The organism is Limnohabitans sp. T6-20 (assembly GCF_003063505.1).
Classification (GTDB): Bacteria; Pseudomonadota; Gammaproteobacteria; order Burkholderiales; family Burkholderiaceae_C; genus Limnohabitans_A.
Genome location: NZ_NERW01000001.1, coordinates 152,272 through 170,710 on the forward strand (window position 1 = coordinate 152,272; position 18,439 = coordinate 170,710).

Annotated in this window: 17 protein-coding genes; 5 read left to right on the forward strand and 12 right to left on the reverse strand. The window is 58.6% G+C overall.

Annotation, left to right across the window (positions count from 1 at the left end):
• The first annotated feature begins 4 nt into the window (after positions 1-4).
• Complete coding sequence (locus B9Z33_RS00810; protein WP_108285155.1) at positions 5-850, forward strand: MurR/RpiR family transcriptional regulator; 846 nt, start codon at positions 5-7, stop codon at positions 848-850.
• A 159-nt stretch (positions 851-1,009) separates the two neighbouring features.
• Here the strand turns inward: B9Z33_RS00810 and B9Z33_RS00815 are convergent, their stop codons facing one another.
• The gene (locus B9Z33_RS00815) at positions 1,010-2,431 is read right to left on the reverse strand and encodes a sensor histidine kinase (RefSeq protein ID WP_233252680.1); all 1,422 of its coding nucleotides are present in this window, start codon (positions 2,429-2,431) and stop codon (positions 1,010-1,012) included.
• 1 nt (position 2,432) lies between these two features.
• Entirely contained in the window at positions 2,433-3,152 is a 720-nt protein-coding gene (locus B9Z33_RS00820; RefSeq protein WP_233252681.1) for a response regulator transcription factor, read from the reverse strand.
• Positions 3,153-3,263: 111 nt separating this feature from the next.
• Here B9Z33_RS00820 and B9Z33_RS00825 point away from each other — a divergent pair, with 111 nt between their 5' ends.
• Genes B9Z33_RS00825 through B9Z33_RS00835 form a run of 3 tightly spaced genes read left to right on the forward strand, consistent with a single transcriptional unit; the run spans position 3,264 to position 6,230 of the window.
• Positions 3,264-4,238 (forward strand): tripartite tricarboxylate transporter substrate binding protein, encoded by a 975-nt coding sequence (locus B9Z33_RS00825; RefSeq protein ID WP_108285156.1) that lies wholly within the window; start codon positions 3,264-3,266, stop codon positions 4,236-4,238.
• A complete protein-coding gene (locus B9Z33_RS00830; RefSeq protein WP_108285157.1) occupies positions 4,235-4,699 on the forward strand; it encodes a tripartite tricarboxylate transporter TctB family protein in 465 nt (154 codons plus the stop codon). Before B9Z33_RS00825 ends, B9Z33_RS00830 begins: the two co-directional genes overlap by 4 nt.
• A gap of 43 nt (positions 4,700-4,742) precedes the next feature.
• On the forward strand, positions 4,743-6,230 hold the full coding sequence (locus B9Z33_RS00835; RefSeq protein ID WP_108285158.1) for a tripartite tricarboxylate transporter permease: 1,488 nt from the start codon (positions 4,743-4,745) through the stop codon (positions 6,228-6,230).
• Positions 6,231-6,281: 51 nt separating this feature from the next.
• Here the strand turns inward: B9Z33_RS00835 and B9Z33_RS00840 are convergent, their stop codons facing one another.
• A complete protein-coding gene (locus B9Z33_RS00840) occupies positions 6,282-7,616 on the reverse strand; it encodes a hypothetical protein (RefSeq protein ID WP_233252682.1) in 1,335 nt (444 codons plus the stop codon).
• Positions 7,617-7,701: 85 nt separating this feature from the next.
• On the opposite strand from B9Z33_RS00840, the gene B9Z33_RS00845 reads away from it, so the two are divergent.
• A complete protein-coding gene (locus B9Z33_RS00845; protein WP_158270150.1) occupies positions 7,702-8,943 on the forward strand; it encodes a porin in 1,242 nt (413 codons plus the stop codon).
• A 187-nt stretch (positions 8,944-9,130) separates the two neighbouring features.
• Here B9Z33_RS00845 and B9Z33_RS00850 read toward each other — a convergent pair whose 3' ends face one another.
• The 9 genes from B9Z33_RS00850 to B9Z33_RS00890 all read right to left on the reverse strand — a co-directional run bounded on the left by B9Z33_RS00850 (position 9,131) and on the right by B9Z33_RS00890 (position 18,347).
• Positions 9,131-9,535 (reverse strand): HipA domain-containing protein, encoded by a 405-nt coding sequence (locus B9Z33_RS00850; RefSeq protein WP_233252684.1) that lies wholly within the window; start codon positions 9,533-9,535, stop codon positions 9,131-9,133.
• A gap of 82 nt (positions 9,536-9,617) precedes the next feature.
• A complete protein-coding gene (locus tag B9Z33_RS00855; RefSeq protein WP_233252685.1) occupies positions 9,618-9,899 on the reverse strand; it encodes a helix-turn-helix transcriptional regulator in 282 nt (93 codons plus the stop codon).
• Positions 9,900-10,010: 111 nt separating this feature from the next.
• On the reverse strand, positions 10,011-11,006 hold the full coding sequence (locus B9Z33_RS00860; protein WP_108285161.1) for an ABC transporter ATP-binding protein: 996 nt from the start codon (positions 11,004-11,006) through the stop codon (positions 10,011-10,013).
• Positions 11,003-11,971 carry an ABC transporter ATP-binding protein gene (locus B9Z33_RS00865; RefSeq protein WP_108285162.1) on the reverse strand — a complete coding sequence of 323 codons (969 nt, stop codon included), beginning with the start codon at positions 11,969-11,971 and terminating at the stop codon, positions 11,003-11,005. Before B9Z33_RS00865 ends, B9Z33_RS00860 begins: the two co-directional genes overlap by 4 nt.
• A complete protein-coding gene (locus tag B9Z33_RS00870) occupies positions 11,968-12,879 on the reverse strand; it encodes an ABC transporter permease (RefSeq protein WP_108285163.1) in 912 nt (303 codons plus the stop codon). Before B9Z33_RS00870 ends, B9Z33_RS00865 begins: the two co-directional genes overlap by 4 nt.
• Positions 12,880-12,888: 9 nt before the next feature.
• The gene (locus B9Z33_RS00875; protein WP_108285164.1) at positions 12,889-14,472 is read right to left on the reverse strand and encodes an ABC transporter substrate-binding protein; all 1,584 of its coding nucleotides are present in this window, start codon (positions 14,470-14,472) and stop codon (positions 12,889-12,891) included.
• Positions 14,473-14,518: 46 nt separating this feature from the next.
• Positions 14,519-15,757, reverse strand: coding sequence for a M20 aminoacylase family protein (locus B9Z33_RS00880; protein WP_108285165.1), 1,239 nt, complete (start codon positions 15,755-15,757; stop codon positions 14,519-14,521).
• Positions 15,758-15,759: 2 nt separating this feature from the next.
• Entirely contained in the window at positions 15,760-16,740 is a 981-nt protein-coding gene (locus tag B9Z33_RS00885; protein ID WP_108285166.1) for an ABC transporter permease, read from the reverse strand.
• Positions 16,740-18,347: an ABC transporter substrate-binding protein gene (locus tag B9Z33_RS00890; RefSeq protein ID WP_108285167.1), complete on the reverse strand. Its 1,608-nt coding sequence runs from the start codon at positions 18,345-18,347 to the stop codon at positions 16,740-16,742. The genes B9Z33_RS00885 and B9Z33_RS00890 overlap by 1 nt, the downstream gene beginning before the upstream one ends.
• Between the last annotated feature and the right edge of the window lie 92 nt (positions 18,348-18,439).

Sequence of the window (18,439 nt, forward strand, 5' to 3'; positions counted from 1 at the left end):
CTCCATGCTCGATCGAATCAAAGCCTCCCTGCCCTCCCTGGCCCCGGCCGAGCAACGTGTGGGCAAGCTCGTGCTGGCCGACCCCCGGGCCTTTGCCAATTTGCCCGTCACCGAGTTGGCCGACCGCTCGCATGTGAGCAAACCGACCGTGGTGCGCTTTTGCCGCAGCATGGGCTATGACGGCCTGTCCGACTTCAAACTCAAACTGGCGGGCAGCGTGAGCGAGGGCGTGCCTTTCATCCACCGCAGCGTGGACGCCGACGACAAGACCAGCGACATCGCGGTCAAGGTGATTGACAACACGGTGGCCGCTTTTCTGAAGTACCGCAACGACGCCAGCTCCTTCGCTTTGGAACATGCCGCCCAGGCCTTGGCCGCCACCCAAAAAACCGGGCGACGCATCGAGTTTTATGGCGTGGGCAACTCCGGCATCGTGGCGCAGGACGCACAGCACAAATTTTTCCGGCTGGGTGTGAACGCCATCGCCTATAGCGATGGCCATATGCAAGTCATGAGCGCCTCCATGCTCCAGCCCGGCGACTGCGCGGTGATCATCTCCAACTCGGGCCGCACCCGCGACCTGATGGACGCCTGTGACATTGCAAAAAAACAAGGCGCCACAACAATAGTCATCACCGCCAGCGGCTCACCGCTGGCCAGCGCCGGACACATCCACCTGACAGCCGACCACCCTGAAGGCTATGACAAATACAGCCCCATGGTCTCGCGCCTGCTGCACCTGCTGATCATCGACATCCTGGCCACCACCGTGGCCCTGCGCATCGGCGAAGAACTGCAGCCCACCCTGCGCGACATGAAGAACAACCTGCGCAGCAAGCGCTACACCTGAGCACACATTCGGCCCCAGGGACGACCTCCTACAAGTGGCAGATTGATGTGGGGAGGTTGTCGGGCGCTTGTGGGAGCGAGCCCCTGCTCGCGAATCTGCGCCTGAGCCCATCCAAGCATTCGGCCGCAGGGGCGGCCTCCCACAGAGAAGAATCCGGCTCTAGACAGTTGGCACCTCGGGCCAGCACATGCGGATGGCGGTGCCGCGCCCACCACCCACCGGGCTGCGCACACTGACTTGTGCGCCATGCTGGCTGGCGATCTCTTTCACGATGGCCAGGCCCAAGCCACTGCCCGTCACACCCGAAGGCGCTGCCCGGTAAAAGCGCTCAAACACATGGGCTTGGTGTTCCGGCGCAATGCCGGGTCCATCGTCTTCCACCTCCATCCAGGTCTGGCCCACGCGCACCGTGATGTGCGCGCCAGAGGTGCCATGGTGAGTGGCGTTGTCGATCAGGTTACTCAGGGCTTCATGCAGCAACAAATCAACCCCCTGCACTTCACAACGGGCCACTTGAGCCTCCAGCCCCAAATCGTCGCCCAACTGGTGGGCACGCATCAAATGCTCTTGCGTGACCCGCTTGGCCAGCGCCACCAGATCGACCGTTTGAGGGCTGTGCATTTCGCGGGCATGTTCGACGCGGGTCATGGCCAGAAGTTGCTCCGTCAAGCGCACCGCATCGTCGGTGGTTTGACGCGCCGCCGAAATCAAGGCCCCCGCCTGCTCCGGTTCAGCGTTGCGCTGCGCCAACGTGAGCTGGGTCTTGAGCACGGTGAGCGGCGTACGCAGTTGGTGCGCAGCGTTGTCCAAAAAGCGTTTTCGAATGTCAATCAATCGCCCCAAACGCTCCAGGTAACTGTTCAAGGTGTCAATCAAGGGCCGCAATTCGCGTGGCAAATCTGGCGGCTGAATCGGTGAAAAGTCATCGTCCGCCTTGTGCGCCAACTGCTGGCGAAAAGCCTCCAGCGGCCGGATGCCGCGCTGCACGCCCAAGACCACCAAACACGCTGCGGCCAGCAACAGCAAGCCTTGGCTGCCCAGGGTGTCCCACAAAATGTGCTGAATCAACTGCTGACGTGCTTCCATGGTTTCGGCCACGGTGATTTTAATCAGTGCGTCATCCAGGCCCGACTCCTCCATGACGTGGGTGAGTTCGGCCAAGCGCACGGGCTGGTCCAAATAAACCCCATCGTCAAACTGCACCAAGGCAAAGTATTTGACCGCCGCTTTTTCGCGCAAAGGGGCGCTGGGCAATGCCGCATCGCCCGCCAGCCATTGCCCACCAAGAGCCGTCACTTTGTAAAAAAGACGCGAGCCCGTGTGGTTCTCAAACAAATACCCTGCGGCCTTGAGCACATCCAGTTGCAAGCGACCATCGCGCCACTCCAGCTCTTCGGCCAAGGTGCGCGCGGCCAGATACAAGGAACGGTCATAGGCTTCGTTGGCAGCCTGCACAGCGTTGCCATAACCCACCCAAGCATTGATGCCGATCAGGCCCGCCAAAGGCAACAAGATCCAGCTGAGCAAGCGCCTGCGCAAAGAAGCGCTTGCCTTGGCCAAACTCTTGGACGGCACGGCCATGTCAGTGGGGCTGTGCAGCAGGCAAAGTCAGCATATAGCCCATGCCGCGAAACGTGGTGATCGCCACGTCGGGTTTCCCGCTCGCCCCCCCGGACGCCCCCTCCAGCTTCTTGCGCAAGCGGTAGATCAGCACTTCCACAGCATCCAGCCCGGTGGCCTCATCGGCAAACACCTCGGCATGAAGCTGCTCTTTGCTGACCGTGCGCTGCGGCGACTCCAGCAACACCCGCAACGCTGCGGTTTCGCGTTTGGTCAAGGGGAACGGCTGGCCATGCAGTTGCACCGCCCCGGACTCCAAGTCCAAGGCCAAAGGCCCACACCGCAGCACGGCGGTTTTGACCCGCCCGGGACGCCGCAGCAAGGCCTGCAAGCGGGCCTCCAGCTCACTCAAATCAAACGGTTTGGGCAAATAATCGTCTGCACCCATGTTCAAACCCAGCACCCGGTCGGGCACGCTGGCCCTGGCTGTCAAGATCAACACCGGCATGGCGTCGCCGCGCTCACGCAAGGCCTGCAACACGCTCAAGCCATCGCGACCGGGCAACTGCAAATCCAGCAAAACCGCATCAAAACCATGGCCAGGTTGTAGACAACGGTCGGCCTGCACGCCATCGGTGGCAAAACTGACCGCCATGCCGCCCTGGCGCAAAGCGGTACCGAGCCACAGCGAAATGTCCGGCGTGTCTTCAACCAACAGGATCTGGGGCGCTAGGGTATTCACTGAACAGAATTGACAGGTGATTGACAGTTTGGGGCCATGCCCCGCATCAGAATGACGGCTTGTGCCTGAAATACAGGCCACCGTGTTTTCATTTTTACACAGGAGACTGAAATGCAAATGTCCAAACGCGACTTCCTCGCCCTCGGCGCTGCCGCTGGTGCGTCGTTCACCCTGCCCGCCTGGGCCGAAACCAAGCCTTTGATCGCCTCCATCAGCATGTTTGTGCCTGCAGCCCCTGGCGGAGGTTGGGACAGCACGGCCCGCGCCATTGAACGCGCAGCCAAAGCCGCAGGCTTGGTCGGCAACATGCAATTTGAGAACGTCGGCGGTGCTGGCGGCATGGTCGGTCTGCCCCGTTACGTGAACCAACGCAAAGGCCAGGGCAACAGCCTGATGGTCGGTGGCTCGGTCATGATTGGTGCCGGCATTGCCAACAAGAGCCCGGTGACCATCAAAGACGTGACCCCGATTGCCCGTCTGACCGAAGAAGCCGGCGTGATCGTGGTGCCCGCCAACGGCAAGATCAAGACCTGGAAAGAGCTGGAAGCCGCCATCAAGGCCAACCCGAAAGCCGTGTCGGTCGCTGGCGGCAGCGCAGGCGGCACCGACCACCTGATCTTGGGCATGCTGATCAAAGCGCTGGGCAAAAACCCCCGCGAAGCCGCTTACGTGGCGTTTGCTGGCGGCGGTCCCGCCAACGCGGCGATTTTGGGTGGCCAAGTGACCGCAGGCATTTCGGGCTGGTCAGAGTTTGAAGAACAGATCAAAACCGGCCGCATGATTCCTCTGGCGGTCTCCGGCAAACGCCGCATCCCCGGCGTGAGCGTGCCCACGCTGACCGAGCTGGGCGTCAACGTCAGCGAATCCAACTGGCGTGGTGTGTTTGCGCCTCCGGGCATCACCGCAGCACAACGCGATGCCATGGTCGACTTCATCACCAAGCTCAATGCATCGGCACCATGGCGTCAAGAGCTGGAAACACGCAAGTGGACCGACGCCTTCATGACCGAGCGTCCATTTGAACGCGATCTGGCCAAGGACATCGAAGAAAAAGTGGTCCTGATGAAAGAGCTGGGTCTGGCATGACCCCGGTTCACGTTGCCATCTTGTTGATCTCGCTGTGCGGCCTGGCCGCATGGCAGGTCACGGCCATCCCCGAGTCCTTGATGCAGATGACGGTGGGCCCCGTGCTCGCACCGGGTGTGATTGTGGGCACCTTGTGCGTTCTGGGCGTGCTCTACGGCATCAGTGCTTTGCGGGGCCGACAAACCGATGAAAGTCACGCACCGGACCAATCGCCGCTGCCGGGCTCCAACACCCGCATGCTCAGCCTGCTGGCTGGCGGTGTCGCTTTCATTGCGTTGGTCACGCCACTGGGTTTTGTCATCCCCGGCACGCTCTGTGGCATGGGCGTCGCCCGTGCGTTTGATGCCCCGCTGAACATCAAATCAGCCCTGATGTGCGGTGCCATTGCCAGCACATTCTGGGTGGTGTTTGCGCAACTTCTGGGCGTGGGCCTTGGCCCTGCGCTGCCCTGGCTGATCTGAGCCTCAAGGCTCAGATCGGTTTTTTGACTTTTCCGGATTCACCATGCAATCTTTTAACGCCCTGATGGAGGGCTTTGGCAACGCCCTGCAACCCGTCACATTGATGTGGGGCTTCGTCGGCTGCTTCATTGGCACTTTGGTGGGCGTATTGCCCGGCATTGGCCCTGCGCTGACCATCGCCTTGCTGCTGCCACTGACCTACCATGTCCCCGCCACCAGCATGTTCGTGATGTTCGCGGGCATTTACTACGGCGCGGCCTACGGCGGCTCCACCACCTCCATCTTGCTCAACACACCCGGCGAATCGTCGGCGGTGGTCACCGCGCTCGAAGGCAACAAAATGGCCCGACGCGGCCGTGCAGGCCAAGCCCTGGCCACTGCGGCCATCGGCAGCTTTGTCGCGGGCACCATCGGCACACTGGCCCTGACTTTTGTGGCCCCTTGGGTGGTCGAAGCCGCACTGGCCTTTGGCCCCGCCGAATACTTCAGCCTCATGGTGTTGTCTGTGGTCGCCGTCTCGGCTGTACTGGGCAACTCCATGCTGCGCGGCCTGCTCGCCCTGAGCCTTGGCCTGTTGCTGGGCATGGTGGGTGTGGACTTGCAAACAGGCCAAGCCCGCTTCACTTTTGGCCGCCCCGAATTGCTGGATGGCATCGAAGTGACCGTGGCTGCAGTGGGTTTGTTTGCCGTGGGCGAGGCTTTGTACCTGGCCTGGCAAGGCCGCGAAACCAAAACAGGCGAAGTCATGAAAATGTCGGGCAGCCTGTGGCTCAGCAAAGAAGACTGGGCCCGCTCATGGAAAGCCTGGCTGCGTGGTGCCTTCTTTGGCTTCCCCATTGGCGCCATGCCCGCGGGCGGTGCCGAATTGCCCACACTGCTGTCTTATTACACCGAGAAAAAACTCTCCAAGCACCCTGAAGAGTTTGGCCACGGTGCCATTGAAGGCGTGGCAGGCCCGGAGGCCGCCAACAACGCCGCCGCTGCGGGTGTGCTCATGCCCTTGTTGACCCTGGGCATCCCCACCTCGGCCACCGCCGCCATCATGCTCTCGGCCTTTGAAGGCTACGGCATCCAGACCGGACCCCAGCTGTTCAGCCAACAAGGCAGCTTGGTGTGGACACTGATCGCCAGCCTTTACATTGGCAACGTGATCTTGCTGGTGCTCAACCTGCCGCTGGTGAGCCTGTGGGTCAAACTGCTCAAGATCCCACCCCCTTGGCTCTATGCCGGCATCATCGTCATCTCGACGGCGGGCGTGTACGGCGCAGGCAACTCGGTGTTCAACGTGGGCTTGCTGTTCGTGTTCGGCTTGCTGGGTTACATCATGCGCCGCTTTGACTTCCCAGCTGCGCCCCTGATCGTCGGCTTGATCCTCGCGCCACTGGGCGAACAATCCATGCGTCAGGCCCTGACCATCAGCCAAGGCGAATGGTCCACCTTCTTCACAAGGCCGCTGTCGGGCAGCTTGATGGCTGTGGCAGCGCTGCTGTTGATCGTGCCACCGCTCTACAAAATGCTCAAACGGCCTTGAGCGCGGGCTTTCAAAAAGCAAAAAAAGGCCTGTCCATCGGACAGGCCTTTTTTATGCTTTGCGAACCTTCCCAGGACGGCGGCTTTGAATCATGGCGACGTTCATTTCCCCATCGAGCGATGAAGCATAGAAGCGTTCAATCATTTGTACAGAGGTTCGGGCATTGCGGGCAAGCGTCAGCATGTCGATGCCTTGCCCATACAGCAGACGGAACATGATGGAGGTGTGGCGCAAGCAGTAAAGCGTTCGTGGACGGTTCATCTCATCCGTTGTGGACAAACCGGCCTCACGCATCACCCATTTGAACCAGAACCCCAGCACCGCCAAAGCGTAATTGCGGTCCTTTTCTGCAGGCAAAAAAACAAAATCCTCCGGGCCACCATAACCTTGCGCCTGGGCATGGCGCAAAGCCGACTCATACACATGCACGGCCGCTTGCATCGATACCATGGGTTTGTCGTGCTTCTTGGTTTCAGGCAAATTCAATCGCAAATAAACGGATTCACCCCGCACAACAGTCACGTGTTTATTTTTGAGTTGCCGCAAGTCACCTGGCCGCACAAACGCATTGACCATGAAACGGATGACCCAAAACATGTCCGGTGCCAGCAACATGTTTCTCGGCGCAACCCAAAATCGGTCGCGATGACCCTCGGTTGATTTGAGTGGCGGTGCCTGAACGCCTGACCGTGACATTTTCAAGGCTGTACGTGCCAACTTGCGGTATTCGTCCAAAGACAACATCGACCGTGGTTGTGTGGCTACTTTGATGCGAGGAAATTCGGGGACTTCTTTCAACAAGCCACTGCGCACCGCCACCTTGAGCAGTTTCCGGACCAGCACCAAGTATTGAGAGACTGTGGTTGAACTCAGTTGGTGCTGAGTCAAACGAGAAACGAACCCATCCAAATCCACATGGGTCACCTGTGTCGGCGCGACGTACCTGAAAAAGGGCAGGATGTGGGCCTCGAGCCTGTTCTTTTGTATGCCGACCGATCCGGCACTCAACTCGCCCCGCTCAACACGCTCCCACTCCAAATCCAATAATTTTTCAGCGATGAATTGGAAGTTGTTCTTTTTTTCAAACGCTTGGTTGGTATCAAGCTGCTTTTTGAGAGGTGCAACGCGAACCTGCTGCGGCTCGCTTGCTTCAATTGGCTCTGGACTGCCAGCCAGCAAAGCCGAATTAAAGACTGGCAAATTGCCGTATCCAAATTGGGCGCAAATGAGATCCCAACAATCAGCTGGCAAAACGTAAAAAGCGGGTTTGTTGTCGTGCAGAACTAAAAGTGGCGAATCACCACACTGATCCACCAAATTCATCGAATCAGTCAGAAATTCCCTCAAACCAATCATTTGGTTTGCATTTATAGATTTGGCAATCATGAAGCTACGTTACGACAGACTGATAAATTTGTCTGTAATGGATGCCACGCACTTCACCATTTCATTGTAGCTGCTCTGGGCTACATTGGCAGCCGCAACTGGCTCTTTCGCTCAGTCCACCGTGACTTTGTTCGGTGGCGCTGACCTGAACTACCGTTCCGTGACCACTGGCGCTAACAAGTTCAGCGGCATGGCTCAAGACGGCATCTACTCCAGCCGTTTCGGCGTGAACGGTACCGAAGACCTGGGTGGCGGCTTGTCTGCTAACTTCCACTTCGAAGGCGGCATGAACCCTGACGTTGGCACTGCTGCTGGCTTCAACTTCACACGCAAGTCGACCATCGGCTTGGCTGGTGGTTTCGGTGAAGTCCGCTTCGGCCGTGACTACACCCCATTGTTCACGGTCTCCGGCATTGCTGATCCGTTCGGCACCAACGGTGTGGGCTCTTCTTACAACATGGCCAATGCTGTGACCGCAGTTGAGGCATCGATCGGCGCGCAGGCTGCTGCTAACGCAGCAGGTACTTTTGTGACTGCTAACCGTGGCAACATTGCAACAACAGCGCCTTCGGCTGTGTCTGCTGCTGCAGTTCCAGCTTCTTACACTTATGCTGATGTCAACGCAGTTCGTGCCAACAACAGCATCGCTTACTACAGCCCAGCTTTCAACGGCTTCAGCGCTGGCCTGATGTACAGCTTCGGTGCAGAAAACACCAACACACAGAAAAAAGCTGGCACCATGACCAGCTTGAAGTTGGCATATGCTAACGGTCCTCTGAGCGTTGCTTTCGCAAACCAAGTCACCAAAGGCGGCAACGCTGGTGCATTGGCTACTCCCGCTGCTGCATCACTCCAGCCTTTGGGTGCGACATGCGCAACCGGTGCTGTGAATGCCACAGCAACAACCCAACAATGCTTGGCAGCTGCAACTGCTGGCACATTGGCTACCGAAGATCAAAAGTGGACCACCAACTTCTTGGTTGGCTCCTACGATCTGGGCGTTGCCAAGCTGAGCGCAGGTTACAAGACCGACAAAATCAGCATGGGCGATGCAACAACTCTGAAGACAATGATCTACGGTGTGACTGCTCCTGTGGGTGCCGTGACTCTGAAGGCTTCTTACGTGACACGTAAGGCCGACGAGAAGTTGGGCAACCAGTTCGCCGTTGGCGCTGTGTATGACCTGAGCAAGCGCACTTCTGCTTACGCTACGTACGCCATCTTGAAGAACGAAGAAGGTTTGGGCAACACCGTTGGCTCCACAGTGGCCAGCGCCGGTGGCTTGAAGTCCAAAGGCTTCGAAGTTGGCATGAAGCACTCCTTCTAATTCAACGCTGGCGCAAGCCAGCTGAGAGTTAAAAGATCAAAAAAACCCACCGTGGCAACACGGTGGGTTTTTTCATGGGCAAACAGCATCTGATGATTCAGTTAATTTCTGAACTCATAACGCTCTGACGTTCCAAGGTCACAGCGCAAGTTCAGCCATCTGTACCCCTGAGGTTTGTGAACTTGCCTCAGCGCATCAATGCCTCGCGTTGACGGATGACGACCTCATGCATTCTTTGGCGTGTCGCTCGCCGAATATCAAATGACTCGATCAGCGTGGTCCACTGATCCACCACTTCGAGCATGGCATCCAGCCTTTGAGCTGCCCACCTTGCATCGAGCCCGCCTTGCTGCGCCAATTTCGTCAAATGACTGCGGGTGATGTTCAGCCCTTCTCCGCAGACGTCCATTTGGTGCTCACCACCGGGACCTTCGCTGTAGGTGAGGTCAAAACACGGGGCCAGCTTCCAGTGTCGTTGCGCATCCATGCGGTAGGCCAGGTTTTTGGCATGGTCATCTCGGTTGTGAAACAGCACATTGAAGACCGCACGCTCAAACGCCTTTTGCACCTCACGCTCATCGCGCGTGATCATGCGCGTAGCGCGCCAACAATGCCTTAGAAAATCTTACATGGCCAGTTTTCGCCCCAGCCTTCATAACGGACATACACTTTTTTCACGGCGTTGCCTTCGGGATACGGCGCGTGCGAGAGACACGCTGGCGAGCCGGTTTTTGTTGCTGCGCCATGTCCGCAATGGATGCGACAACGGGTTTGAACAAGGGCTGCAACTGCCCCTCCTGGCCAAGGCACTGGACCAGTTTGATCCAGGCGATCACCGAAGCTTTGCCGGTGTTTTCGAGCGTGTTGAGTGTGCTGCGAGACACACCCATGCGCTCGGCCATGTCGGCTTGGGCAATCTCTTTTTGAATACGCAAGCGTTTCAATCGCTGTGCCAAGGCCAGTGATATCTCCTCAGCCGAAGAGAAATTAAAGTCTGAGAATTCCATCATTGTTCGATTTTATTCGAACAATGATGGATATTTCAATCTTTAAAGCACCCTATGGCATCAGATCACCACGTGACAAGCGATCTTGATGCCTTTGAAGTCGCGCAGCGGCGGGCGTTCGGCCCGGCAGATGTCGGTCGCCTGAGGGCAACGCGGATGGAAAGTGCAGCCGCTCGGTGGGTTGAGCGGGTTGGGCACTTCGCCTTGCACGGGGGTACGGGCGCGGCCCGTGTCGTGCATTTTGGGAATCGCATCCAGCAGCATCTTGGTGTAAGGGTGCTGCGGGTTGCCAAACAGGGTGTGTTTGTCGGCCAACTCGACCAGTCGACCCAAATACATCACGCCCACTTGGTCGCTCACGTGGCGCACCACGGCCAGGTTGTGGCTGATGAACAGATAGGTCAGGCCCCGCTCGCGCTGCAGGTCTTTCATGATGTTGAGCACCTGTGCCTGTACGCTCACGTCGAGCGCCGAGGTCGGCTCGTCACACACCAAAAACTCGGGCGCAGTGGCCAGTGCGCGGGCAATCGAGATGCGCTGGCGCTGACCGCCTGAGAACTGGTGTGGGTACTTGACCATGTCGAGCGGCGACAGGCCCACCGATTGGAGCAACTCGGCCACGCGGGCTTTGAGTTCGTCGGCGTCGCTGATCAGGCCGTGCTCTTTGAGCGGCTCGCCGATGATGTTGTCCACCGTCCATCGCGGGTTCAAGCTGGCATACGGGTCCTGAAAAATCATCTGGATGCGCTGGCGCATCTTTTGTGAATCGGATGACTTGAAGGCCGCGTGGGCGTCTTGCCCGTCAAAGGTCAAGCCACCGCGTGTGGGTTCGTACAGACCCACCAGCAAACGGGCTACGGTGCTTTTGCCGCAGCCAGACTCGCCCACCAGAGCCAGGGTTTTGCCTCGCTCGATTTCAAAGCTCACACCATCCACAGCATTCAGCAGCTGCCGGGGTTTGCCCTCGAGCACTCGGTTCAGCCACGGAGCCGACACATCGAAAGTTTTGGCCAGGTCGTGGGCAACGACCAAGGCTTGGGGTTTGGTGTCGCTCATGCAGCGCTCCCATCATGCAGCCAGCAGGCAGCGCGGTTGGCCCCTGCATTGACCAACTCGGGCCTTTCTTGCCTGCAGCGGTCGAAGGCTTTGGGGCAGCGCGGGTTGAAGGCGCATCCTTGCGGGATGGCGTTCAGGCGCGGCATGGCGCCGTCAATCTGGTTCAAGCGTTCGCGGTCACTGTCCATGTCGGGGATGGAGGCCATCAGGCCTGCGGTGTAAGGGTGGGCCGGGTGGTTGATGACCTGGTGCACCGGGCCGATTTCGGCCACGCGTCCGGCATACAGCACGGCCACGCGGTCACAGGTTTCGGCAATGACGCCCATGTCGTGCGTGATCAGCATGACGGCAGCGCCCCGGTCCTTGCAGACTTTTTTGAGCAAGCTGATGATCTGCGCCTGGATCGACACATCGAGCGCGGTGGTCGGCTCGTCGGCCACGATAAGCTGCGGCTCGGCAGCCAAGGCCAGCGCAATCACCACACGCTGGCGCATGCCACCCGAAAATTGGTGCGGGTAATGGTCGATGCGCTCTTCTGCGGCCGAAATGCCGGTGTCTTTGAGCAAATCAATAGCGCGTTGGCGGGCCTCTTGGGGCGTCACCGGCAGGTGCGCCAAAATGGTTTCGGTCAGTTGCCGACCAATGGTGTACAGCGGGTTGAGCGAGGTCAACGGGTCCTGAAAAATCGCCCCGATTTTGCGGCCCCGAATGTGGCGCATCTGATCGGCATTCAAGTCATCGATGCGCTGGCCTTCCAGCACGATTTGTCCGCTGGCCACACGGCCCGGTGGCTCCAGCAGGCCAATGATGGCCGCGCCCGTGAGCGATTTGCCTGCACCCGATTCACCCACCACACCGAGAATTTCTCCAGGGGCGATGTCGAATGAAATATCGTCCAGCGCACGCAAAGTGCCGTGGCGGCTGGGGAATTCCACCACCAGGTTTTTGACTTGTAAAAGACTCATCGCAATCTCGGATTCAGCGCGTCGCGCAACCAGTCACCTAACAAGTTGACCGACAGGGCAATCAACACCAGCATCAGCCCCGGAAAAATCGTGATCCACCACTCGCCCGAGAACAAATAGTCATTGCCCACGCGAATGAGCGTGCCCAGCGATGGCGAAGTGGGCGGCGCCCCCACGCCCAAAAACGACAACGTGGCCTCGGTGATGATGGCCGTGGCCACCTGAATGGTGGCCAGCACCATGACCGGCCCCATCACGTTGGGCAACACGTGCTTGACCATGATGCGCAAAGGTGCAACACCGGTCACACGGGCCGCTTGCACGTATTCTTTGTTGCGCTCGACCAAGGTGGTGCCGCGCACCGTGCGGGCATATTGCACCCAACCCGTGAGCGAGATCGAAATGATCAGCACCCCAAAGGCCAGAGATTCGTTGGCGTTGGGGAACAAGGCACGCCCCACTCCCGCGATCAACAAAGCCACGAGGATGGCAGGAAAAGACAGCATCACATCGCACAAGCGCATGAGCAAGGCGTCGACCCAGCCCCCTCGAAAGCCAGCCAACAGCCCCATGGCCACACCAAAAGCCACCGACAAAAGCACAGAGGCCAAACCCACCACCAAGGAAATGCGCGAGCCGTAAATCAAGGCCGACAAAATGTCGCGCCCCTGATCGTCGGTGCCGAGCAAAAATTTGGTGGTGCCACCCTCCAGCCACGAAGGCGGCAAGCGGGCATCGCTCAACTCCAGCGTGGTCAGATCAAATGGGTTGGTGGGAGAAACCCACCCGGCAAAGACCGAACAAAAAAGGCACACCAAGGCGATGGCAGCCGCCACCATCGCCGTGGGCGATTGGCGGAAGCTGTAACCAACATCGCTGTGCCACCATCGTTGCCAAGTGGATTGCATGTTCAGCCCTTAAGGTTTGACGGTGATGAATTTCCAGGCCATGCCGTTGTCTGGAAACTGCACAAGCTGAACGTTTTTCTTGGCTGCCCAATTCAGCGCTTGCTGGTGCAAAGGCAGGTGACCGACGTCATCCTGGTGGATCTTCATGGCTTCACGGATCATCTCGTTGCGCTTTTTCTGGTCGGTTTCAGAAGCCACTTTGTCGGTCAACTCGTCCACCTTGGGGTTGCTGTAAGCGCCCAAGTTGAACTGACCACGGCCGCCGTCACCCGGGGTCGACAAGATGGGGTACATCACGTTGTGTGCGTCCACGGTGCTGGCCGTCCAGCCCAGCATGTAAAAGCTGGTGTTGCGGCTCAGAATTTTGGGGAAATACGTGCCTTTGGTTTCGGCTTCCAGGTTGATCTTGACGCCCACCTTGGCCAAGTTGGCGGCCACGGCCTGGCAAATTTCTGCATCGTTGACGTAACGGTCATTCGGGCAGTTCATCTTGACCTCAAACCCGTTGGGGTAACCCGCTTCGGCCAGCAATTTCTTGGAAGCCTCCACGTCGTAAGGCAAACGCTTGGCCAGATCGGCCGGGAAGCCGTTGACCTGTGGGGGGTACATCAGCGCCAAAGGTGTGGCCGCACCGCGCATCACACGGCTCTTGATGGTTTCGATGTCAATGGCCTGGTAAAACGCTTTGCGGACACGGATGTCCTTGAAGGGGTTTTTGCCTTTGACGTTGGAGTAAAGCAATTCATCGCGCTTTTGGTCCATGCCCAAGAAAATGGCGCGCAGCTCAGGGCCTTGCATCACCTTGAGCTTGTCGTTGGCCTTCAGGCGCTCGACGTCTTGTACCGGCACGGGCTCCATCACATCCAGCTCGCCCGACATCATGGCCGCCACACGGGTGGCATCGTTGCCAATGACCGAGAAGATGACTTCATCGACATTGCCGTCGATCTTGCCCCAGTAATTGTTGTTGCGCACAAAACGGGTTTGCACGTTGGGCTGGCGCTCTTTGACAATGAACGGGCCTGTGCCGTTGGCGCGGAAAGAAGCCGCGTTTTCAATGCCTTTGCGGCGATCCACGGGCTTGGTGGCTTGGTTCTCTTCGCACCACTTCTTGCTCATGATGTGCCAGTGCGTGATCAACTCGGGCACGATGGGGAACGGCTGCGTGGTGATGATGTCGATCGTGTGGTCGTTGATCTTTTTGATCTCTTTGAACATGCCCACATAGCTCTTCATGTCGGAGCCATCGCCCTTGGCGCGCTCATAGCTGAAGATCACGTCGTCGGCAGTAAAGGGCGAACCATCGTGAAACTTGACGCCCTTGCGCAGGTCAAAACGCCACACGGTGGGCGCGGTCTGTTTCCAACTGGTGGCCAACAAAGGCGTGAGCTTGAAATTCGCATCGCGCGAGACCAAGGACTCATACACGTTTTCGACCACGGTGATCTGCAAGGACTCGTTGAGCGAATGCGGGTCCATGGACAAGGCATCGCCCTGGTTGCCAATGCGTACCGTGACGGCAGAAGCCGAGACAGCCGACAAGGCCAGCGCAGCGGCCAGTGTGGCCACGAGAGGGTTGAGTTTGAAAGCCATGGGTTTCTCCTTGTTGAATGAATTCACTGAACCAAACTGAAGCACATCAATCCTTGTGCACCGGCAAAGCCTGCTCGACCAAACTGGCATGCAATGCGGCGCCCAAGGGCAAAATTTCGTCGTTGAAGTCGTAGCGGCTGTTGTGCAGCGGGTGCGGCCCCGGCCCGTGCGGCAGGCCTTGGCCAATGCGGATGTAGGCACCAGGCACCGCTTGCAGCATGAAAGAGAAATCTTCGCCGCCCATGCTGGGCAGCATGTTGCGCCACACCTTGTCTTCGCCCACCAGGCTGGCGGCCACATCGCAGGCAAAGTTGGCTTCGGGCACGGTGTTCACGGTGGCCGGATAAGTGCGTTCGTAGTGCAGCTCGGCCGATGCGCCAAAGCCTTGCGCAATGCCAGTACACAAAGAACGCAGGCGCTCTTCGATCTGGTCTTGCACGCTTTCGCTGTAGGTGCGTACCGTGCCCACCAAGGTCACTTCACCCGGAATCACGCTCATCGCACCGGGGTGGCCACCCTGCATTGAGCAGATACTGACCACCGCTTGGTCAAACGCCGACAAGCTGCGCGAAACCACGCTTTGGGCTGCCGTGATGATGTGGCCCGCCACCAGCACCGGGTCGATGGCTTGGTGCGGACGTGCGCCGTGGCCACCTTTGCCGCGAATCAAAATCTCGATCCGGTCCACCGCCGCCTGCATGGGGCCGGGCGTGATGCCAATCACGCCCAAAGGCGTTTCGGGCGAGTTGTGCTGGGCATAAACCTGCTCGCAGGGAAAACGCTCAAACAAGCCGTCTTGCATCATGGCCCGCGCGCCGGCGTAGCCTTCTTCGCCTGGCTGAAAAATCAGCACGGCCGTGCCGTCAAAGCGTCGGGTCTCGGCCAAGTAGCGGGCTGCGCCCATCAGCATGGCGGTGTGGCCGTCGTGGCCACAGCCGTGCATCAAGCCCGGCGTGCCCGATTTCCAAGTGCATTCGTTGAACTCGGTCAAGGGCAGTGCGTCCATGTCGGCGCGCAGACCAATCATGCGGCCGGGGTTGCTGGCCGAGCGGCCTTGGCCGTGCACCAAAGCCACCACGCCGGTTTTGCCGATGCCGGTGTGGATGCTGTCCACACCGCAAACCTGCAGCATTTCGGCCACGCGGCGTGCGGTGTAAACCTCTTCAAAGCCCAGTTCGGGGTGGGCGTGCAGGTCACGCCGGAAAGCCGTGAGTTCGGGGTGAAATTGCGCAATGCGCGCAAACGCGGCACCGCGCCCCAACACCGATTGCAAAGAAGCGCCCATGCTCAATGCCCCCCGGGCTTGCCCACGCGCAGGCGCGGGTCGACCACAAAGTAAAGCAAATCAACAATCAAGTTGATGGCCACAAAAATCAGAGCGATCAGGCACAAATAAGCGGCCATGACCGGGATGTCTGCAAACGTGACCGCCTGAATGAACAACAGCCCCATACCGGGCCACTGGAACACCGTTTCGGTGATGATGGCAAATGCGATCAGGCCGCCCAACTGCAAGCCGGTGATGGTGAGCACCGGAACCAAGGTGTTTTTGAGGGCATGGCCAAAGTGGATGGCACGGTTGGACAGGCCGCGGGCACGGGCGAACTTGATGTAGTCGGTGCGCAGCACCTCCAGCATTTCGGCACGCACCAAGCGCATGATCAAAGTCAGCTGAAAAATCGCCAGCGTGACCGCAGGCAACACGATGTGGTGCCAGCCCTTGGCCGTCAACAAACCGCTGGACCACCAGCCCATTTGCACCACCTCGCCTCGGCCAAAACTTGGGAACCAACCCAGCATCACAGCGAACACCAAAATCAGCAAAATGCCGATCAGGAAAGTAGGCAAAGACACGCCGAGCAGTGACACGGTCATGATCAACTGGCTGATCCAGGTGCCACGGCGCAGCGCCGCATAAACCCCCATGGGCACCCCGATGGCCAAGGCCAGTGTGGCGGCCACCAGCGCCAGCTCCAGCGTGGCGGGCAGACGCTCGGCAATCAGACGGGACACCTTGGCACCTTGACGCAGACTCAAGCCAAACTCGCCTTGCACCGCGTTCGACAAGAAGTGCCAAAACTGCACGAAGAAAGGCTGGTCCAGGCCCAGGCCTTCGCGCAATTCCTTGATCTGATCGGGCGTGGCGTCTTGTCCCAGCAAGAACACCACCGGGTCGCCCACATACTGGAACAGCAAAAAGGCAATGAAAGCCACTGTGATCATGACGACCACCGCCTGAATCAGGCGCTGCAAAATAAAAGCGAGCATCAATTGACCTTGATCAGTGACCAGTCGAGGCGGTTATCGGCGCGGTGAACCACGTCGACGTTTTTCTTCATGGCCCAGGGAATGACCTGGTTGTGCAGAGGAATGTGCGCCACGGTGTCGTTTTGCAATTGCAGGCCTTCGGTCAGCAAGCGGTTGCGCACAGGCAAGTCGGTTTCGGTTTTTACCCGGTCCACAATGTAATCCATGCGGGGGTTACTGTAGCGGCCCACGTTGTAGTTACCGTCCCCCCCTGTGCCTACGCTGCGCACCAGCGACTGCAGGCTGTACAAAGCATCAAACGTCGGCACGCCCCAGCCCAGCATGTAAATGCTGGCTTCGTAGCGCTGGATCATCGGGAAGTAGGTCACCAAGGGCAAGGTGCGCAGCTTGGCTTTGACCCCCACTTTGGCCCACATGGCGGTGATGGCCTGGCAAATTTCTTCGTCATTGATGTAACGGTTGTTGGGGCAGGCAAAGTCCACCTCAAAGCCTTGTGGATACCCGGCTTCGGCCAGCAGCTTTTTGGACGCATCTTGCGAGTAGGGGAAACGGGTGTCCACATCCTTGGTCCAGCCATTGACCTGCGGGGCCACCACCGAGCCCGTGTTTTGCGACAGGCCGCGCATGGTCACGCGGTGGATGGTGTCGATGTCGATGGCTTGGTAGAGCGCTTTGCGCACTTTCACATCCTTGAGCGGGTTTTTGCCCTTGACGTTGGAGCCAGGCAGCTCGTCACGGTGCTGGTCGAGCCCCAAGAAGATGGTTCGGTTTTCAACACCATCAATCACCTTCAGGTTGGGGTTGGTGCGCATGCGGCCCAAGTCTTGTGGGCTGGGGTCAAGCACAAAGTCGATCTCGCCGGACAGCAAAGCGGCAGCGCGGGTGGCTTCGTTCTTGATAGGGGTGTAGATGATCTCGGTCACGTTGGAAGGCGCTTCTGCCCAACCCCACCAGTTGGGGTTTTTCACCAGCACGAGTTTTTGGTCAGGCTGCCATTCCTTGACCATGTAAGCCCCGCTGCCCATGGCGTTGCGGTGTGCAAAGTTTTCGTCCTTGGTTTTGCCGTCCTTGGGCTCCACCGACTTGTTCTTTTCAGCCCAAGCCTTGCTCATGATGCGCAGCTCGGTCAGCTGGTTCATCAGCACCGGGTTGGGGCCACTCAACAGGATGTCGACCGTGTTGGCATCGACCTTCACCACTTTGCTGAAGCCTTGGGTGTAAACGTTGAAGTTGGAGGTCTTGGCGCGTGCCCGCTCCAGAGAGAAAACCACATCGTCGGCCGTCAGTGGCGAACCATCGCTGAACTTGACACCCTTGCGCAAATTGAAGCGGTGTTGTGTGGCCGACATTTCTTTCCAAGAGGTGGCCAACTTGGGCTCAACCTTGAAGGTTTTGCTGTTGTAGTACACCAGCGAGTCAAAAATGGCGGCATGTACGCCGTTGCCTAACGCGTTGTTTTGCGAATGGATGTCGAGTGTAGGGATGTCGCTGGCGCTGGACCATTTGAAAGGCTTGGCCTGCACTGCGGCGGCCCCGATCAACCCCGCCAAGCCCAAAGACAGAACCAGGGTTTTGGCACAGACAGTCAAATTTGCGGCATTTCTCATCAAAGTCACCTTGATCGTGAATCGTATGGGTCAAAGGTGACTACTATGCAACATTCAGGCCCGTCTCAGGGAGAGGGAATTCCCCCAAATCG

What these genes read in the sequence shown, in the direction of transcription:
- B9Z33_RS00810 (WP_108285155.1), top strand. Translation starts at nt 5, where the DNA reads ATGCTCGATCGAATCAAAGCCTCCCTGCCCTCCCTGGCCCCGGCCGAG.
- B9Z33_RS00815 (WP_233252680.1), bottom strand. Translation starts at nt 2,431, where the DNA reads ATGGCCGTGCCGTCCAAGAGTTTGGCCAAGGCAAGCGCTTCTTTGCGC.
- B9Z33_RS00825 (WP_108285156.1), top strand. Translation starts at nt 3,264, where the DNA reads ATGCAAATGTCCAAACGCGACTTCCTCGCCCTCGGCGCTGCCGCTGGT.
- B9Z33_RS00830 (WP_108285157.1), top strand. Translation starts at nt 4,235, where the DNA reads ATGACCCCGGTTCACGTTGCCATCTTGTTGATCTCGCTGTGCGGCCTG.
- B9Z33_RS00835 (WP_108285158.1), top strand. Translation starts at nt 4,743, where the DNA reads ATGCAATCTTTTAACGCCCTGATGGAGGGCTTTGGCAACGCCCTGCAA.
- B9Z33_RS00840 (WP_233252682.1), bottom strand. Translation starts at nt 7,616, where the DNA reads ATGATTGCCAAATCTATAAATGCAAACCAAATGATTGGTTTGAGGGAA.
- B9Z33_RS00850 (WP_233252684.1), bottom strand. Translation starts at nt 9,535, where the DNA reads ATGATCACGCGCGATGAGCGTGAGGTGCAAAAGGCGTTTGAGCGTGCG.
- B9Z33_RS00860 (WP_108285161.1), bottom strand. Translation starts at nt 11,006, where the DNA reads ATGAGCGACACCAAACCCCAAGCCTTGGTCGTTGCCCACGACCTGGCC.
- B9Z33_RS00865 (WP_108285162.1), bottom strand. Translation starts at nt 11,971, where the DNA reads ATGAGTCTTTTACAAGTCAAAAACCTGGTGGTGGAATTCCCCAGCCGC.
- B9Z33_RS00870 (WP_108285163.1), bottom strand. Translation starts at nt 12,879, where the DNA reads ATGCAATCCACTTGGCAACGATGGTGGCACAGCGATGTTGGTTACAGC.
- B9Z33_RS00875 (WP_108285164.1), bottom strand. Translation starts at nt 14,472, where the DNA reads ATGGCTTTCAAACTCAACCCTCTCGTGGCCACACTGGCCGCTGCGCTG.
- B9Z33_RS00880 (WP_108285165.1), bottom strand. Translation starts at nt 15,757, where the DNA reads ATGGGCGCTTCTTTGCAATCGGTGTTGGGGCGCGGTGCCGCGTTTGCG.
- B9Z33_RS00885 (WP_108285166.1), bottom strand. Translation starts at nt 16,740, where the DNA reads ATGCTCGCTTTTATTTTGCAGCGCCTGATTCAGGCGGTGGTCGTCATG.
- B9Z33_RS00890 (WP_108285167.1), bottom strand. Translation starts at nt 18,347, where the DNA reads ATGAGAAATGCCGCAAATTTGACTGTCTGTGCCAAAACCCTGGTTCTG.